Origin of the sequence: uncultured Candidatus Puniceispirillum sp. (assembly GCF_963979125.1) — a bacterium.
GTDB lineage: Bacteria > Pseudomonadota > Alphaproteobacteria > Puniceispirillales > Puniceispirillaceae > Puniceispirillum.
This window is the reverse complement of sequence record NZ_CAXBVX010000038.1, coordinates 1-18,376: the sequence shown is the minus strand read 5'-3', so window position 1 is coordinate 18,376 and position 18,376 is coordinate 1. Positions and strand designations below refer to the sequence as shown.

17 protein-coding genes and 1 tRNA gene are annotated in these 18,376 nt (G+C 49.3%); 11 read left to right on the top strand and 7 right to left on the bottom strand.

Annotation, left to right across the window (positions count from 1 at the left end; translation table 11 throughout):
- From trpC to ABNT28_RS05590, 3 genes are all read right to left on the bottom strand, one after another.
- On the bottom strand, window positions 1–743 hold a 743-nt coding region (trpC, locus tag ABNT28_RS05600), incomplete at its 3' end, for an indole-3-glycerol phosphate synthase TrpC (RefSeq protein WP_332923533.1).
- Window positions 744–745: 2 nt separating this feature from the next.
- Window positions 746–1,783: an anthranilate phosphoribosyltransferase gene (trpD, locus tag ABNT28_RS05595; RefSeq protein ID WP_332923532.1), complete on the bottom strand. Its 1,038-nt coding sequence runs from the start codon at window positions 1,781–1,783 to the stop codon at window positions 746–748.
- A gap of 165 nt (window positions 1,784–1,948) precedes the next feature.
- Complete coding sequence (locus ABNT28_RS05590) at window positions 1,949–2,365, bottom strand: tetratricopeptide repeat protein (RefSeq protein ID WP_332923531.1); 417 nt, start codon at window positions 2,363–2,365, stop codon at window positions 1,949–1,951.
- 538 nt (window positions 2,366–2,903) lie between these two features.
- Here ABNT28_RS05590 and ABNT28_RS05585 point away from each other — a divergent pair.
- On the top strand, window positions 2,904–4,247 hold the full coding sequence (locus tag ABNT28_RS05585; protein WP_332923180.1) for a PLP-dependent transferase: 1,344 nt from the start codon (window positions 2,904–2,906) through the stop codon (window positions 4,245–4,247).
- A gap of 65 nt (window positions 4,248–4,312) precedes the next feature.
- Here ABNT28_RS05585 and ABNT28_RS05580 read toward each other — a convergent pair whose 3' ends face one another.
- Window positions 4,313–4,984: an aminodeoxychorismate/anthranilate synthase component II gene (locus ABNT28_RS05580; RefSeq protein ID WP_332923181.1), complete on the bottom strand. Its 672-nt coding sequence runs from the start codon at window positions 4,982–4,984 to the stop codon at window positions 4,313–4,315.
- Window positions 4,985–5,261: 277 nt separating this feature from the next.
- On the opposite strand from ABNT28_RS05580, the gene rplM reads away from it, so the two are divergent.
- The 10 genes from rplM (at window position 5,262) to ABNT28_RS05530 (ending at window position 15,706) form a co-directional block, all read left to right on the top strand.
- Window positions 5,262–5,729 carry a 50S ribosomal protein L13 gene (gene rplM / locus ABNT28_RS05575; RefSeq protein ID WP_332923182.1) on the top strand — a complete coding sequence of 156 codons (468 nt, stop codon included), beginning with the start codon at window positions 5,262–5,264 and terminating at the stop codon, window positions 5,727–5,729.
- A gap of 86 nt (window positions 5,730–5,815) precedes the next feature.
- Window positions 5,816–6,295 (top strand): 30S ribosomal protein S9, encoded by a 480-nt coding sequence (gene rpsI / locus ABNT28_RS05570; protein ID WP_332923190.1) that lies wholly within the window; start codon window positions 5,816–5,818, stop codon window positions 6,293–6,295.
- 131 nt (window positions 6,296–6,426) lie between these two features.
- Window positions 6,427–6,948, top strand: coding sequence for a GNAT family protein (locus tag ABNT28_RS05565; RefSeq protein ID WP_332923183.1), 522 nt, complete (start codon window positions 6,427–6,429; stop codon window positions 6,946–6,948).
- A gap of 10 nt (window positions 6,949–6,958) precedes the next feature.
- The gene (locus ABNT28_RS05560; protein WP_348721149.1) at window positions 6,959–7,591 is read left to right on the top strand and encodes an FMN-binding negative transcriptional regulator; all 633 of its coding nucleotides are present in this window, start codon (window positions 6,959–6,961) and stop codon (window positions 7,589–7,591) included.
- A gap of 9 nt (window positions 7,592–7,600) precedes the next feature.
- Window positions 7,601–8,059 carry a GNAT family N-acetyltransferase gene (locus ABNT28_RS05555; RefSeq protein WP_332923185.1) on the top strand — a complete coding sequence of 153 codons (459 nt, stop codon included), beginning with the start codon at window positions 7,601–7,603 and terminating at the stop codon, window positions 8,057–8,059.
- A complete protein-coding gene (locus tag ABNT28_RS05550) occupies window positions 8,056–8,421 on the top strand; it encodes a GFA family protein (RefSeq protein ID WP_348721148.1) in 366 nt (121 codons plus the stop codon). Before ABNT28_RS05555 ends, ABNT28_RS05550 begins: the two co-directional genes overlap by 4 nt.
- A gap of 149 nt (window positions 8,422–8,570) precedes the next feature.
- Window positions 8,571–12,236: a hydantoinase B/oxoprolinase family protein gene (locus ABNT28_RS05545; RefSeq protein WP_348721147.1), complete on the top strand. Its 3,666-nt coding sequence runs from the start codon at window positions 8,571–8,573 to the stop codon at window positions 12,234–12,236.
- Window positions 12,237–12,374: 138 nt separating this feature from the next.
- Window positions 12,375–13,682: a homoserine dehydrogenase gene (locus tag ABNT28_RS05540; RefSeq protein WP_348721146.1), complete on the top strand. Its 1,308-nt coding sequence runs from the start codon at window positions 12,375–12,377 to the stop codon at window positions 13,680–13,682.
- Window positions 13,682–15,496: a single-stranded-DNA-specific exonuclease RecJ gene (recJ, locus tag ABNT28_RS05535; protein WP_348721145.1), complete on the top strand. Its 1,815-nt coding sequence runs from the start codon at window positions 13,682–13,684 to the stop codon at window positions 15,494–15,496. The genes ABNT28_RS05540 and recJ overlap by 1 nt, the downstream gene beginning before the upstream one ends.
- 134 nt (window positions 15,497–15,630) lie before the next feature.
- Window positions 15,631–15,706 (top strand) — tRNA-Glu (locus tag ABNT28_RS05530).
- Window positions 15,707–15,778: 72 nt separating this feature from the next.
- Here ABNT28_RS05530 and ABNT28_RS05525 read toward each other — a convergent pair.
- The 3 genes from ABNT28_RS05525 to ABNT28_RS05515 form a co-directional block, all read right to left on the bottom strand.
- Window positions 15,779–16,795: a 2-oxoglutarate and iron-dependent oxygenase domain-containing protein gene (locus ABNT28_RS05525; RefSeq protein ID WP_348721144.1), complete on the bottom strand. Its 1,017-nt coding sequence runs from the start codon at window positions 16,793–16,795 to the stop codon at window positions 15,779–15,781.
- 35 nt (window positions 16,796–16,830) lie between these two features.
- A complete protein-coding gene (locus ABNT28_RS05520) occupies window positions 16,831–17,514 on the bottom strand; it encodes an aspartate/glutamate racemase family protein (RefSeq protein WP_348721143.1) in 684 nt (227 codons plus the stop codon).
- 24 nt (window positions 17,515–17,538) lie between these two features.
- The coding region (locus tag ABNT28_RS05515) for a TRAP transporter large permease subunit (protein ID WP_348721142.1) at window positions 17,539–18,376 on the bottom strand (838 nt) is incomplete at its 5' end.

The window sequence follows — 18,376 nt, the reverse complement described above, 5'->3', positions numbered from 1 at the left end:
CGCATCAGTGATTCACCAATTAAAAAGCAACGCGCATCTGCTTTTGCCATGCGGGCAAGGTCAGCAGGTGCAAACAAGCCACTTTCGGCGACGGCAATGCGGTCATTTGGTAGCCGTGGCAACATGGCCGCACCAACATCCAGCGATATTTCCATGGTCTTTAGATTGCGGTTATTTATGCCCATCAAGGGTGACTTCAACTTACAAGCCCGGTCTAGCTCGCTGGCATCATGCACTTCAATCAGCACATCCATACCGTAATCAATTGCACAGGCTTCAAGTTCCTGTGCTTGCTCATCTTCAAGTGCCGCCATAATCAGCAGAATACAATCCGCACCCAACGCACGAGATTCGGCGATTTGCACCGGATCAATCATGAAATCCTTGCGTAGAACAGGCAAGCTGACAGCATTGCGCGCCGCCACCAGATATTCAGGTGCCCCTTGAAACCATTTGCGGTCAGTCAGAACCGAGAGACAGGTCGCGCCACCGTCTTCATACGCTATTGCCAATGTTTCAGGATCAAAATCGGGGCGGATAAGACCTTTTGAAGGTGAGGCCTTTTTGAGTTCGGCAATCAGTCCATAACCTGTTGCCGAGGCAGCTTTCAGTGCCTTGGTGAAACCGCGCACTGGTGAGGCAGCTTGGGCGGCCTTATCAATATCGCTAAAGCTGCTCATCGCAAATAATGTGGCGATTTCAGTGCGCTTTGTATCAATAATCTGGGCTAGAACATCCTGCATCTTCAGGCTCCGCTATTGGTAATGCGGACAAGCGCATCCAGCGCGTGTCTGGCATGGCCATCATCGATTGACTGACGTGCCCGTTCGGCGCCTGTCTTTAGATCAGTTTCATGCCCGCCCGCTACTAGCGCGACCGCGGCATTCATAATCACAATGTCACGATAGGCACCGCTTGCTCCCTCTAAGAGCGCGCGCAGATATTCGGCATTTTCTTCTGGATTACCGCCGCGTAAATCATCAAGGCTGGCGGTTTTGATGCCGAAATCGTCTGGCGAAATGGTAAATTCGCGCACCGTCCCGTTTTCCAGCGCCGCAACATGCGTCACGCCTGTTGTTGTGACCTCGTCAAGACCATCTGCGCCATGCACGACCCAGGCATGGGTGGTGCCTAGCTGTGCCAGTGCTTCTGCAAAAGGGGTACACCATGCCTTGTCAAATACGCCGATCATGATGCGCTTGACCAAAGCGGGGTTGGCGAGGGGGCCTAGCAGGTTAAAAATCGTTCTTATGCCTAATTCAGCGCGAACAGGGCCGACATGGCGCATCGCGGCATGGTGGCGTGGTGCCATCAAAAAACAAATATTGGTTGTCATTAATGCTTTGCTGACAAGAGCCATATCACAATCAAGCTTGATATTCAGACATGACAATACATCCGCAGCCCCGCTTTTTGATGAGACAGCTTTATTGCCATGCTTGGCGACGGGGATGCCGCATCCAGCAACAACAAAGGCCGTGGCAGTAGATATATTATAGGTGCCGATTCCATCCCCACCTGTGCCGACAATATCCATGGTCCCGTCCGGCGCGTCGATAATCAGCGCTTTCTCACGCATGACCGATGCCGCCGCCGCAATATCTTCAACCCGTTCTCCCCGCATTCTAAGCGCAATTAGAAATGCCGAAATTCGGACAGGCGATACTTCACCTTCCATAATCTGGTTAAAGCATTCGCGGATCGTTGCGGGCGCCGGCATATCACCGCTAATCAGGCCATTTAGCGTAGTTTTCATTATGTCGGATTTTATCGTATCGGGCATGATTCACCTGTCTGGGTCTTGCTATGCTGCTGAACTATATGTGGCTCGTCCTGCTTTTGCAAGAAACGCCCTATATATATAACATGGCGACAGTTTCAAAATGTTTCACGTGAAACATTTCGTGAACAAACATGCATTGAACAGTTTGTATCTTGGCTAACTTAGTTAAAGTTTGTCGCAATTCTTGTAATCCTGTCTAAGACACTGGCGCGCCATGGCTTGGGCGGTTGCGACCTGCTGGTGCGACATGTGGGTTTCAAGCTCTTTAATTAGAGCATCGGCGTTTTCTACCCCTTTCGCCCGTGCTAGATTACCCCACATATGCGCCCGCACATCGTCCTGTGGCACGCCTTCACCTCTTCCATACATAATGCCAAGATTATATTGCGCTGCTGCAAGCCCCTTTTCAGCCGCCAGGCGATACCATTTCAGTGCTTTGGCATAATCTTGCGGTGCGCCTATGCCATTATAATACATAGTACCAAGATCATTTTGCGCTTCTGCATCCCCCTGTTCGGCAAGCGCGGCAGAATTATCACTAGCCTTGGAGGTGAGTGACCAAGATAACCACCATTTTTTCAAAACCGATCTCATATCCAATAGTACCATGGCGTGGTTAATGTTTCGTTACTGGCCTGAATATTTGTTGGCCTGAATATTTGTTGGCCTGAATGTTTGTTGGCCTGAATATTTTGCTTGTGTGAATGCCAAACCGTCAAGGTGCATGTTTTAAGTTTATAGGTAAGTTTTACCAATAAAACGTCAATATTTGGAATTATATTCCCTAAAGGCGCGTTGACAGGGTGCCTTTTAGTATGTTTTTATCTCTACATCGCCGATTTAAATGACAACTTGCGGGCGATTCATAAATACGGCTAAAGCGCGATCTGGATGACATGATGTCTTAACCAAACGCCCGCTTTTAGCTGAGGCGTTTTTTATTGCTTGTGCCACAGGGTATATCCTCCACAGGATATATTTCCAAGGTATCTAGCATAGCGTGTCTTTAATTTGTTTAGGCACAACCTTGTGGAGCTGACCTCTCTTGAAACGGGTTGGGTATTTGATTCTAGCTTGTGCGCCCTGACATTCCGTCCAAAGCACTAAAGAGGAGATAAATATGTCTATTTCTGAAAAACAGCCTATATCTACGCCTGTCCTGCATCCTGAAACAGCCGCGCTACATGCCGGTTTCAGACAGGATCCAACAACCAATGCGGTGGCGGTGCCTATTTATCAGACAACGTCATATGAATTCGGCTCAACCGATCATGCGGCCAATCTGTTCGGTCTTGCCGAGCTGGGTAATATCTATACGCGGATCATGAACCCGACAACGGATGTGCTGGAAAAGCGCGTTGCCGCCATCGAAGGGGGTGTCGCGGCACTGGCAGTTGCATCAGGGCAGGTGGCGACGGCCTATGCAGTGCAGAATCTGGCAGTTGCTGGTGATAATATCGTCAGCTCGACCGACATTTATGGCGGCACTTGGAACCTGTTCAAAAATACCCTTGCCCAGCAAGGTATCGAAGTGCGGTTTGTCGATCCGTCCGACCCGGCAAATTTTGCCGCGGCCACAGATGAGCGTACACGCGCTTATTATGCCGAAACCCTGCCTAATCCAAAGCTGGAAGTATTTCCAATTCAGGAAGTGGCCGATATTGGCCGGCCATTGGGTATTCCGTTGATTATTGATAATACGGCGGCACCTTTGCTGGCGCGGCCATTCGATCATGGGGCGGCGATTATTGTCCATTCACTGACCAAATATATTGGCGGGCATGGCACATCGATAGGCGGTATTATCATTGACGGTGGTAATTTTGACTGGGGCGCATTTCCAGAACGACAGCCAGCCTTGAACCAGCCTGATCCGTCCTATCATGGCGCGATCTGGTCTGAAGCGGCAAAACCGTTGGGGCCAATTGCCTATGTTTTGAAAGCGCGGGTGACATTGCTTCGTGATCTTGGCGCGCCGCTAAGCCCATTCAATGCCTTTCAGCTTATCCAAGGGCTTGAAACCTTGCCATTGCGGATCCGTGAACATAGCAAGAATGCAAGTGCTGTGGCGGATTTCCTTGATAGCTATCCGGGGATTGCCAAGGTCAATTATCCACGCTTGCAGGATGCCGAACCAGCGCGCCGTGCCTATCAATATCTGAAAGGTGGTTATGGCGGTCTGGTCGGGTTCGAACTTGAAGGCGGCTTGGAAGCTGGCAAAGCCTTTGTCGATTCTCTGGAGCTGTTCCATCATGTTGCCAATATAGGTGATGCGCGTTCGCTGGCCATTCATCCAGCGTCAACTACGCATTCGCAATTAACAGCCGAGGAACAGGAAGCGGCTGGTGTGAACCAAGGCTATATCCGTCTGTCAGTAGGGATTGAGCATATTGACGATATTATCGCCGATCTGGAGCAGGCACTTGATAAAGCGATCAATGGTGTTGCGAAAGCGGCTGAATAAAACCTGACACATATTATAGACAAAGGGGCGTGGAGATGATCCGCGCCCCTTTTTAGTCAAGCGCCTTAAGCGTGCATCTGGTCGGGGAAACGCTGATCCAGACGTAAAATCTGGGTTTCCAAGGCAGCGATTGTTGCGTCATCAGGTAGATCATGCCCGCAGATTTTGAGAAAATTGCCCAGAATACGGTATCCCGCCACCGACGCGATTGATTCGGGATGGAACTGGACGCCGTGCAATTCGGCCTGACAATGCGATAGCCCCATGATCGCCCCCGCCGCGGTACGCGCGGTCACAGTCAGTTCGTCAGGCAAGGTTGCTTCGTCAATAACCAATGAATGATAGCGTGTGACAGGAAATTCTTCGGGGCAATTGGCAAAAATATCACTGATTACGGCATTGCTGTAGGTGCGCTTGACCATTGATAATTTGCCATGGACAGGCGGATCAACGCGCATGATTGACGCGCCAAAAGCAACGCCAAGTGATTGATGCCCCAAGCAGACACCAAGTAGGGGGATTTTTCCCTGAGCCGCGCGGATCAGATCAATGGTAATGCCAGCATCATCAGGTGTGCCAGGGCCAGGCGACACGATAAGTCCCTGCGGCGTGCGCGCGATAATATCATCAACTGTGGCCGCGTCATTGCGGATGATCTCAACCTCGGCGCCAAGGTCAGACAGGAAATGCCAGAGGTTCCAAGTGAAACTGTCGTAATTATCGATGAGGATAAACATGGTTGTTTTGCTTTAAGCCGTCATTACCAGATTGGCAGTATAGAGATGATCGCGATAAAAGCAATCTGGAGCCAAATTTATGTAAGCAGGAATAAAATATATGTGGTAAAATAAAACCACATATACAAACCGTTGTATTTAAACAAATATATAAATATTCATTGATATTTTATGTTTGACGCCGTGACCAAATCCCCCTATAACCTGCACAGTTTCGCAGATTGGCCAGTAAAGATGAACTGGCGTATCTGTATCATTTCAAATTGGAGATTGTTTTATGCCTTTGCCAAGGACATATGTTGCAACACCCAAAGACATCGAAAAGAACTGGTTCGTTGTCGATGCGCAGGATCTGGTTCTGGGACGTCTCGCGTCTCTGATCGCCATGCGTGTGCGGGGAAAGCACAAGCCTACCTATACACCAAACATGGATTGCGGCGATCATATCATCGTCGTGAATGCTGAAAAGGTGAAGCTGACCGGTAATAAGCGTTCACAAAAGACCTATTACTGGCATACGGGTTATCCGGGCGGTATCAAAGAACGTACAGCTGACAAAATTCTTGAAGGTCGTTTTCCAACACGTGTTGTTGAAAAAGCTGTTGAGCGTATGATCCCACGTGGTCCGCTTGGTCGTCAGGCTATGCGCAACCTGCATATCTATGCTGGCCCGTCGCATCCGCATGAAGCACAGCAGCCTGCGGTACTCGATATCGCCAGCATGAACGAAAAGAATAAGAGGTAGTTATGGCTCAGGAAACTCAAAACGAAGATGAAAAGCCAGTAGCTGATACAGCTGTTGAAGCGACACCAGCGCCGGAGGCTACAGGTATGGCCGCACTTGGCGCACTTACCGAAGGTGGCACGGCTGATGCCGCGCCGGCTGAAGTTGCCGCCGCACCTGCCGAGCCAAAGATTGATAGTCTTGGTCGATCATATGCAACAGGTCGCCGTAAAGACGCTTCTGCCCGCGTATGGGTAAAGCGTGGCACCGGTCAGGTGAAAATCAATGGTCGTGATATTAGCGTTTATTTTGCGCGTCCGGTTTTGCAAATGATCCTTGCCCAGCCATTTGAAACGGTTGAGCGCGTTGGTGAATTTGACGTGTTCGCAACAGTTAAAGGTGGTGGCCTGTCTGGTCAAGCTGGCGCGGTACGTCATGGTATCAGCCGGGCTTTGACCTATTTCGAGCCAGGTTTGCGCCCAGCTTTGAAAGCTGGTGGTTTTCTGACACGTGACTCACGTGTTGTCGAGCGTAAGAAATACGGTAAAGCAAAAGCGCGTAAGAGCTTCCAGTTCTCAAAACGTTAGGTTTTATCCATATCAAATTTCGAAAAGGCAGGGATTTTCCTTGCCTTTTTGTTTTTGTGCCTTTTTTATGGGGTGAATTGGTTAATTCAGCGAATTGTTACATGTAAACAATTATAAAAAGCACGTGCGTGATGAACAGAATTACAGTGCGCGAAATGACTTTGGCGGAACATATGTTGGTCGCCGATTATTGGGGCAATACCAGTGATAGCTATTTATTGGCACTTGGTGTCGATAAAGCAAAAATGCCCTCACGAGAGGCGTGGGCTGAGACGCTGACAGATCAGTTCCATACATCATTGACACAACGTCATATGTTCTATCTTGGCTGGGAATATGATGGCGGCTTGGTTGGGCATTCGAATTTGTCGCCTTTCGCATATGGCAAAACCGGTATGATACATATGCATATCTGGGATGATGGCAATCGCGGACAGGGCATTGCAAAAAGCTGTCTTGCACAATCAATCAGCATGTTTTTTAAGATTTTGAATCTGGAGATGATTATCTGTGAACCCTATGCACATAATCCGGCGCCTAACAGAATATTGCAAGGTCTGGGGTTTCGTTCGGTTAAACGTTACTGGACGACGCCTGGCCCAATTAATTTGAAACAGGAAGTCAATCGATATGAAATTTTCAAACAGGCATAGGTGATCCGAAATGTATATCCCCATTCATTTTGACGAACAGCGCGATAGCGAAATCGAAAATATCGTGGCGTCTTTTCCGCTTGCCACGTTGGTTGCGCATAATGCCCAAGGCTTGCTTGCCAATCATATTCCGTTATTGCTGGAGACGGATGCCGATGGGCATAAATCATTGATTGGGCATATCGCCAAAGCCAATGACATGCATAGGGTCATTTCACAGTCGAGTGATGTTCTGGCGATCTTTCGTGCCGAAGATGCCTATATCAGCCCGAACTGGTATCCATCAAAGGCAGAGCATCATAAAGTGGTGCCAACATGGAATTATCAGATAGTCCATTTTCACGGTAACATCACCTTTACCGATGATGTGAAATTTTTGCGGTCGGTGGTTGGTAAATTGACCAGCCTGTTTGAACAAAGGGTCAATGGGGACAAGGCCTGGAAAATGCGCGATGCGCCGCGTGATTTCATGGATGCGCAGATCGCATCAATCATCGGAATCAAAATCACGGTTTCAAGATGTGAGGCCAAGTCAAAAATGAGCCAGAACAAATCATCAGAGGATATTAACAGCGTGCGTGGAAAATTGCGTGACAGCAGACCCGTGCTGGCTGATGCTATGGCGCGGATTATACCCGAATGAAGACAAGCAATGAAGATACGTAAAGCCATTATGGATGATGCCGATAAATGCGCGGCGATCGCCACAGCGGCCTATGCGGATTATGTGCCATTGATGGGGCAGAAACCCGCCCCCATGCTGGCTGATTATGCGGTGCATATAGCGCGTGATATTGTCTTTGTTGCCGAGCGTGACATAGATGGCACCACCGACATTGTCGGCTTTGCCATTATTATTGAAAAAGGCGAAGGTTACTGGCTGGAAAATATTGCTGTTGCGCCTTTGGCTATGGGCTGTGGGCTGGGCAGGACGCTTATGGAATCTGTCGAGGATTATCTGCGCCCGCTTTGTGACCGTTACCAGCTTTATACAAATGTAAAGATGGAACGGAATATTGGCTGGTATCACAAGCTTGGCTTTACCGAGACCTTTCGCGGGGTGGTTGACGGCTATGACCGCGTATATTTCGAAAAGGAGATTAAAACATGACTATTACCGGAAGCTGTCATTGTGGCGGGGTGACATTCACAATTCCGTTTGACGGAGACTTTGTTAATGCCAAAAGATGTGACTGTTCACTATGTCGGCGGCGCTGGGCGGTTATGGCCTCGGTTAAGCTGGCGGATCTGAAGATTATAAGAGGTGAAGAGTTGCTGACGCTGTATCAGTGGAATACTGGTGAAGCAAAACATTATTTCTGTAAAACATGCGGTATTTACACGTTTCACAAACGCCGCGCTGACCCGACTACTTATGGGGTCAATATTGCCTGTTTTGATAATGTCGATATTCACGCCTTCAAGGATGCAAAAATCACCGATGGCGTAAATCATCCCTGCGATAGAAAATAAGCTGATTTTCATAGATTAAAATTGACAAGCAAATTGACAAGGTGGGCGGTTATCCGCGACATTTATTGCGGTTATTTCCAGCATTGCTGTTATTGTTGGTTTTGTTGTTTTCTGCCTGTTTCGATTATTTCTTGTGAATGGATATTTTCATGACACCCGATTCTTTTGACAAAACGCACTCTTCAGGTGCTGGCGCGGATAAATCCGGCTGGCAGTTCTGGGTTGATCGTGGTGGTACATTTACCGATGTGGTCGCGCGTAGCCCCGAAGGTGAGCTGGCGACGCATAAATTGCTGTCGGAAAACCCAGAAGCCTATGACGATGCCGCGTTGCAGGGTATCCGTGATTTTCTGAATATTGAAAGCGATGCGCCTATTCCGGCCACATTGATTGATGCGGTGAAAATGGGAACGACGGTGGCTACCAATGCGTTACTGGAGCGTAAAGGTGATCGTACCTTGCTGGTTGTAACAAAGGGGTTCCGTGACCAGATACGCATTGCCTATCAGGCACGCCCACGTTTGTTTGACCGCAAGATAACATTGCCAGAAATGCTATATGAACGGATCGAAGAGGTGAGTGAGCGCATTGATGCACAGGATAATGTGCTGGTGCCGCTTGATCTGGATGATCTGCGGCCACGTCTGCAAGCGGCCTATGATGATGGTATCCGGTCAATAGCAATTGTGTTAATGCATGCTTACCGCGTGCCTGCACATGAAAAGAAAATCGCCGCATTAGCCGAACAGATCGGGTTTTCCCAGATTTCGACAAGTCACCAAACCAGTTCAATGATTAAATTTGTCGGGCGCGGCGATACGACGATCGCCGATGCCTATTTGTCGCCTATTCTGCGCCGTTACATCGACCGGATTGCCGCCGCGCTGTCGCATGATGGGAACAGCACCAATTTGCAACTTATGCAATCGAATGGCGGATTGACTGACTCAAGCCTGTTTCAGGGTAAGGATGCGATTCTGTCAGGCCCTGCGGGCGGGATTGTTGGGGCCGTCAAAACAGCACAGCAAGCTGGCTTTGACCGGGTGATTACCTTTGATATGGGCGGAACATCAACTGATGTGGCGCATTTTGAAAATGCGTTTGAGCGCGTGTTCGAAACCGTTGTGGCTGGGGTGCGGATACATGCACCGATGCTGTTGATCCATACTGTCGCGGCCGGTGGCGGGTCTTTATGCCAGTTTGACGGCGCACGCTTTCGTGTGGGACCAGAAAGTGCTGGGGCTAATCCGGGGCCAGCCTGCTATCGTCGCGGTGGCCCTTTGGCGGTTACCGACTGTAATGTGATGCTGGGTAAATTACAGCCGCAATTCTTTCCGTTGGTCTTTGGCCCCAAACAGAATGAACCGCTGGACATTGCGCCCGTGCGTGCCGGATTTGAAGCGCTGGCTGAGACGGTAAAGGCCAGCACCGGTGTTGAGCGCTCTCCCGAAGCGATCGCTGATGGATTTCTGCGTATCGCTGTTGATAATATGGCCAATGCGATCAAAAAGATTTCGGTACAGCGCGGCTATGACGTTACCGAATATACGTTGCAATGTTTTGGCGGGGCTGGCGGACAACATGCCTGTCAGATTGCCGATAATCTGGGCATGACATCGGTTCTGATCCATCCGTTTGCGGGTGTGTTATCGGCCTATGGTATGGGGCTGGCCGATGTGACCGCGATGCGCGAACGTTCGGTAGAAGCACATTTGAATACGGCGTTACTTGGTCGTCTTGAAGGTGAACTGAGTGCGTTGGCCAAGGATGCCGAAGCCGAGGTTAAAGCGCAGAATATTGCCGCCGAGCGTATGGAAACCAACTGGTTTGTGCATCTGCGCTATGATGGTTCGGATACGGCGCTGGAAGTGCCCTATGGTGATATAGAGTCAATGACAGCCGCTTATGAGGCTGCTTACCGGTCACGTTTCGGGTTTTTGATGTCGGGCAAACTATTGATCGCGGCCACCATTTCGGTTGAGGCGATTGGCCATACATTTGACCTGCCATCGATAAGTCAGCCAGTGCGTTCTGATGACCCCCAACCTGTTGATGTTGTTGATGCCTATATGGGCGGTGCATTTATCAAAGCGCCTGTCTTTCAACGCGACAATATAGGCGCAGGCAACCGAATCAAGGGACCAGCTTTGATAATTGAAGCCACCGGCACCAATGTTGTCGAACCTGGCTGGGAAGCCGAAATGACCGATATTGGTAATCTGGTGTTGCGCCGCATTGAAGCGATTGCTGAACGCCATGCCATTGGCACAAATTGTGATCCGGTTATGCTTGAAGTGTTCAATAATCTGTTTATGTCAATCGCCGAACAGATGGGCTATACGCTGCAAAATACGGCGCTGTCGGTGAATGTGAAAGAACGACTGGATTTTTCATGTGCGATTTTTGATGCTATCGGTTCATTGATTGCCAATGCCCCACATATGCCAGTGCATCTTGGCTCTATGGGGGAAAGCGTTCGTGCCATCATCCTTGGCAATGAAGGCAATATCAATCCGGGTGATTCTTTTGTTCTGAACAACCCCTATAACGGGGGCACGCATCTGCCTGACATTACCGTTGTCACGCCTGTATTCACGGCAGATGAAAGCGACATATTGTTCTTTGTGGCATGCCGAGGTCATCATCCTGATGTGGGCGGGCGTACGCCAGGGTCTGCGCCGCCAGATTCGGCACATATTGATGAAGAAGGGGTGCTGATAGATAATTTCAAGATGGTCGATGCGGGCACATACCGTGAAGCCGAAATGATGGAGATTTTGAAAGGAGCAAAATATCCAGCGCGCAATCCCGAGCAGAATATTGCCGATTTACGCGCGCAGCTTGCCGCCAATGAAAAAGGATTGCAGGAATTACATAAAATGGTGGCGCAATTCGGGCTTGATACCGTCATTGCCTATATGGGACATGTGCAGGACAATGCCGAGGAATCCGTGCGCCGTGTGATTGACGTGCTTAGTGATGGGGAATTTACCTATCCGATGGATAATGGCCAGCAGGTCAAAGTACAAATTTCTATCGATAAAGCTAACCGTTCCGCGGTGGTGGATTTTACAGGCACCAGCCCACAAGGGTTAAATAATTTCAATGCGCCTGCGGCTGTTTGCCGTGCCGCAGTTCTGTATGTTTTCAGAACTTTAGTTGACGATGATATACCAATGAATGAAGGATGTTTGAAGCCAGTCAAGATTATTTTGCCAGATGATTGTATGCTTAGGGCACGCTATCCAGCTGCCGTGATTGCTGGCAATGTTGAAACGTCCCAGATTGTTACCGATACGCTGTATGGTGCGCTTGGTGTCATGGCTGCCGCACAAGGTACGATGAATAATTTCATCTATGGTAATGACACGCATCAATATTACGAAACCCTGTGCGGTGGATCAGGCGCGGGGCCTGATTTTGATGGTACGGATGCTGTGCATACACATATGACAAATAGCCGTCTGACCGATCCGGAAGTTCTGGAATGGCGGTATCCGGTTATTTTGGAAAGCTTTGAGATACGCGAAGATTCTGGCGGGAGAGGCAAGCATAATGGCGGCAATGGCGTCAGGCGGCGCACCCGCTTTCTGGAAGATATGGAAGCTGTAATCCTAGCAAATCATAGAATTGTCCCACCATATGGGATGGCAGGTGGCGAGGCGGCGGCAACCGGTGCGAACTGGGTTGAACGAACCGATGGGTCGATAGAGGTTTTGACGGCAACCGATCTGCGCAAAATGAAACCTGGTGATGTTTTTGTTATTGAAACACCAGGCGGTGGTGGATTTGGTAAAAGTGAAGATAATGAATGATGCCAGGCAATCAGGATCAAGGTAACGTCAATTTTAGCCACGCCAGTTATGCTTGCTAGTTTATGCCCAATTCGCTAGAAAATGCAGGTGGCGGATAGCCTGTTTTCGCATTTTTCTCCGGCCTTGATGGATAATTTTATGACATATGAAAAACCAGTTCTGAACATTGCTATTGCCGGTCTGGGCGTTGTGGGTAGTGAAGTCGCACGCCAGCTGACCAGCCGCAATGACGCGTTGAGCGCAGCATGCGGAACCCGCTTGCAATTGGTAGCTGTATCAGCACGAAGCAAAGATAGTGAGCGTGGTTTTTCAATGGATGGTATCCAGTGGGTGGATGATGCGCGCGAACTTGCCAAGATTGAAGATGTAGATGTTGTCATAGAGCTGATCGGCGGAAGTGATGGCGTTGCGCTTGATTTGACACGTGCGTCCTTGCGCGCAGGAAAGCATGTGATCACAGCCAATAAGGCGATGATAGCGCATCATGGCGGTGAATTGGCAAAACTAGCTGAAGATAATGAGGTAGCGTTGACCTTTGAAGCGGCGGTTGCTGGCGGGATTCCTGCTGTCAAAACACTTCGTGAAGGGCTTGCGGCCAATGAATTTACCCGTGTAGCTGGCATTTTGAATGGTACTTGTAACTATATTCTTTCACGTATGGAAAAGACTGGCGAAAATTTTGACGATGTACTTGTTGATGCCCAAAAGCTGGGATATGCCGAAGCTGAGCCAAGTTTCGACGTTGATGGCATTGATGCCGCGCATAAGCTGACCATTCTAGCGGCGATTGCCTTTGGTCATACACCACATTTTGACGCCGTGAAAATTAGCGGCATTCGTGATGTATCGGCTGTTGATTTTGCCTATGCCCGCCAGCTTGGGTTTCGCATCAAGCTAGTTGGTGTAGCTGAACCCGGCCGTGCGCCACGCATGGAAGCCTGTTTATTGCCTATATCCAGCCAGTTGGCCAAAGTTGATGGTGTTTTGAATGCTGTTGCCTATGACGGGATGCCGATAGGTAGCGTTTTATCGGTTGGCCCTGGTGCGGGTGCGGGGGCTACAGGATCGGCTGTGCTTGCTGATGTGATTGATGTTGCAGCTGGTCGTGCCTGTCTGCCGTTTGGCCGTCCCATGGCCGCGCTTAGCGATGGTAGCAAAGCCAAGAATGGTAATGGTCCTGATACAGCCTTTTATATTCGACTTACCGTCATTGACCAGTCAGGTGTTCTGGCCGATGTGACCAAAATTTTACAAGATCACGATATATCCGTTGAATCGCTTGTTCAGCAGGGTCGAGCGCCTGATGATGTTGTTGCGCTTGCGATGACAACACATGAATGTGCTGCATCCGCGCTGGAAGCGGCCATGAGCGCGCTAAATGCGCTTTCATGCGTGAAGGCACCACCTGTATTCATGCCCATTGTGCCAAGCGAGCAGGAGGGGTAATGACGCCCGACGCATGCCTTGGAATCACGCAGTCGGCAAGTGACGCCCGTTGGGAACATATTTCCGCATCATTGAGTGCACATGATACCGACCGATATACGGCTGGTCTGCAAGAGCATTTTGCCGATATGCCCCTGCCAATCGCGCGTATATTGGCAGCACGCGGTATAAGCGCAAGTGAGGTCGAAACGCTTATTGATCCGCGGTTGCGTGATCTGTTGCCTGATCCGTCACGATTTCAGGATATGGATAAGGCAGTTGCACGGATTGCCGATAGTGTTGAAGCAGGTCATGCTATTGGCATCTTTGGCGATTATGACGTTGATGGTGCATCGGCGGCGGCCTTGTTCGTGAATATCATGCGGGCGATGAATATCGAAACATTTGTGCATATTCCCGATCGTTTCAAAGAAGGATATGGTCCGAATGCCAATGCGTTAATTCGCTTGCAGGAAAAAGGGGCGTCGTTGCTGATTACCGTGGATTGCGGTATTTCAGCCCATGCCCCGCTGGCCGCTGTTGCCGATAGCGGCATGGATGTGATTGTGATCGATCATCATATTGCTGGCCCTGAATTGCCACGTGCGCATAGTGTCATCAATCCCAACCGGCTTGATGAAGATGGCACCTATGGTCATTTATGCGCCGCTGGGGTTTGTTTTGTTGTTCTGGTTGGCGTGCTTCGTGCGTTGCGTCAGCGTGGCTTTTTTGACGATCAATCGGCACCTGATCTGTTGCAACAGCTTGATCTGGTGGCTTTGGCAACGGTATGTGATGTTGTGCCATTAAAAGGGTTGAATCGCGCGTTTGTTTCACAAGGTCTGAAGGTAATGGCAAAACGCCATAATCATGGTCTTGCCCGTCTGGCAGATGTTGCCGGAATGAATAGTGCGCCAAATCCCTATGCCCTAGGGTTTCTTATTGGCCCGCGTATTAATGCGGCTGGACGTATTGGTGTTTCCGAACTTGGGGTCAAGCTTTTGTCTTGTCAGCGTGAAGATGAAGCCATTGGACTTGCTGCGCGGTTAGATGAGATGAATAAAGAGCGTCGTAGTATCGAAGAAGATATTCGCGCCCATGCCATGGATCGTGCCAGTGCGCAAACCAATAATCATGTTCTGGTGGTTGGTGATGAGGATTGGCATGAAGGCGTTATTGGGATTGTTGCGGGGCGCCTGAAAGACCGTTTTGCCAAGCCAGCCTGTGTGATTGCTTTTTCGCCTGATGGGCTGGGCAAGGGGTCAGCGCGAAGCATTTCCGGTTTTGCGATTGGTAATGCGATTATTGCAGCGCATCAAAGGGGATTGCTTGAAGGCGGCGGCGGGCATGATATGGCGGCGGGTTTTTCGATTATGAAAGACAAACTGGCTGCATTTCAGGCATTTATGAATCAACGCCTGCTGGATGATTTAAAAGGTGAGATTCCTAAAGTGACACATAAAGTCAGTGCTATGTTGAGCGTGGCGGGATGCCAACCCGAATTATCAGACTGGCTTGATAAGTTGGGGCCTTATGGCAGCGGTAATCCGGAACCACGTTTTGTCTTGCCTGATTGCCGCATCAAAAATATCCGCCTTGTTGGCGATGCTGGGGCGCATTTGTCCTGTCGAATTGACGATGGCAGTGGCACCACGCTTAATGCCATTGCCTTTCAGGCTGGTGGCACCCCCATTGGCCAGTTGTTACAGCAAGCGGCTGATGGGCGTTATCTGCATGTGCTAGGTAAATTGCGGCGTGACCGGTACCGAGGTGGCCGTGCCATGCAAATTGAAATAGAAGATGTGGCGACACCCCCCTTAGCTTTTGCCCGATAAAACAAGCTGAAAACCTGCCATTAGGCGGATTTTTGTGCGTTTAAGAGCCTTCGTATATTTATTTATTGTGTTTGGCGCGAAATCGGCTTGATTTGGCCGCGTTATTTGACTAATACAACCTCACTTGCCTTTATGTCCCGTTCGTCTAGAGGCCTAGGACACCGCCCTTTCACGGCGGCAACAGGGGTTCGAATCCCCTACGGGATGCCAAGTTTTTTCTGGTATTAAATCAAACCTATCAAAACGTTCATTCTGCATTTTGGACGTGTTTTGGTGTGTTATCTATTTGGTATCGGTGCCGTCCGTGGCTTCATATTGAGCGAAGTTACGCTGATTGCGTCCCATTATATAGTCGCCAGCACTGATCGGTGGATAGGTTCCTATATCAGCGTCAGGGTCAAAATCACGTGGGTCGATTATGGCGTCACTTGCCGGATCACAAAAAATGGGGATAGAAAACCGGTTCTGACTAGACCGGTTCAGCACCCGATGTTTGGTTGAGATCAGCATCCCATTCGTCCAGCGTTCCAGAAGATCACCAATGTTACAGACTAATGTGCCGTCAATCGGTGTTGCTTCAATCCATTCGCCATCGCGTCTTTGCACCTGCAAACCACCCAGATTGTCCTGCATCAATATTGTCAGAACGCCAAAATCAGAATGCGCGGCGGCGCCAAATCTTTCGGCGTCAATGTCTGTCTTATTCAAGGTGGGGTAATAGACCAGTTGCCCGCGACCTAGCGGTTTTTGATAAGCCGCGTGAAACATGTCGGCAGATTGGCCAAGACCAATAGCCAGTGCCGCCAGAATTTTCCGGCTGAGGTCAAGCACTGCATTATAATAGGGCATAATATCACGACGCAGGAAAGGTGCGACATGATCTGGCCATTGATTAGGGTGCACCATTGGTAAACCCGCTATGACATCAGGGTCGTCATCAGTAACATCAAGCCCCCAGAAAAACACTTCCTTGGCATCATAGGTTTTTGATCCTTCAAGATTAGCCATGCCTTGCGCCATCCAGCCGCGTTGATGTTGATTAACTTCAATGCTGGTTTTGTCGCTGACAGGTAAGGCAAAGAAACGGCGTGAGGCCGTAAAAGCCTTGGCACATATTTCAGCGGCAATACCATGATTGCTTATGTAGAAAAACCCTATGGTTTTCGCTGTATGAACAAGCTCTGCGGCAATTTGCGTTCGCCCTTGTTCGGTATCAATAGCGCTAAGGTCTATGACAGGTATATCTTCAAAATTTACCAAGCCGGCTTTGGCATATCCGGGCGTTTTCATATCAGGCATGACAGTACCTCTGTGATAAAAGCCATAGTTGATTGTTAATGATAATACGACTTAACGATTTGCGTGTCGAGATTGTGCAGAACAGTCAGAATATCATAAATCTCAATGCCAAATTCTGCTTTTAAAGCAGCTTTGTAAGGTGGCAGATTGGTACATTCAAGCAAGAGCGCATCAATAGGTGTTTGTGCGATCATTGCGCGAACAAGGTCAATGATTTCTGTTTCAGCGCGGTGGCGGTCTATATGAACGCCATTCTGGCTGATGATTTGATGTAGATGCGAAGCAGGCGGCATACCAACAACGGGGCCTTTAAACCCCGCCATAGCCTCAGCGTAGGCGGGTTTGCCAAGGATGCCGGCATCAAAGGTCAGAATGCCTAGTCTGTGACCATATATTGCTGTCAGACGTGGTAGGTCAATCAAAGCGGATCCAATGAATGGCAAGCGCGTCCGGCTGGCCAAATGGTTTTGCCAGTAACATAAAAACCCGCAAGATGTAGTGATAACATCACCATCGGCTGCGGTATGATCAATCTTGTCAATCGCCGCTTCAAAACCGCTGATATTTGTACGTTCAGGATGATCGGTGACAATATCTTTTACCGTGGCAGCAGGTATGGTCACTATCTCAACCGTGCAGTCATAGCTATCAGGTGAGGCGACATCTCCAGGCAGGCGCGTAAAGGCCGTATCAAGCTGCAAGACTGTCAATTTTGCCATAACGACCTCTGTTCTCCGTCCGGTCTAGCTTGATGGCCCCTGACGTACATTATCCGGTAGCCATGTAGCAAGTTCTGGCCAGATTACCAGAATGATGACCATTAACACCATCAGCAACACCATTGGAATAGCGGTACGTGCGATATAGGAAATTTCATGTTTGGTCATACCTTGCAGAACAAACAGATTGAAACCAATAGGCGGTGTAACTTGCGCCATTTCAACAACGACAACAACAAAGACGCCAAACCATATCACATCTATGCCAGCTTGCCGGATCATCGGCTCGACAATCGCCATGGTCAGAACAACCGAGGATATGCCGTCTAAAAACATACCAAGGATAATGTAAAAAACTGTCAAAGCGGCAATAAGCACGATTGGTGATAATTGCATATCATCAATCCAGCCTGCCAAAGCGCGCGGCAAACCGGTAAAGCCCATCGATAAAGACAGGAATGAAGCCCCCATCAGAATTAGAGCAATCATAGCCGACGTGCGTGTTGCCCCCATAAGGCTGGCCAGAAAAGTGTCCATAGACAATGATCGTTGCAATGCAGCTAGTCCCAAAGCGCCAACAACACCTACGGCGGCAGCTTCGGTGGCTGTGGCCCAGCCAAAATACATCGACCCAATGACAAGGAAAACAAGCATCAGAACAGGTGCCAGAAAACGGCTGTCTTTGATCATACGTGACAATGAAACGGAAGGTTCGGCGGCAGGGCGTTCAGAAGGACGTATATAATGCCAGGCAATGATATAGGCCATGAAAAGACCCGCCAGAACCAAGCCCGGCAAGACACCAGCTAAAAATAGTTTGGTAATCGACTCGTTTATAGACACGCCATAAACGATCAGCGTC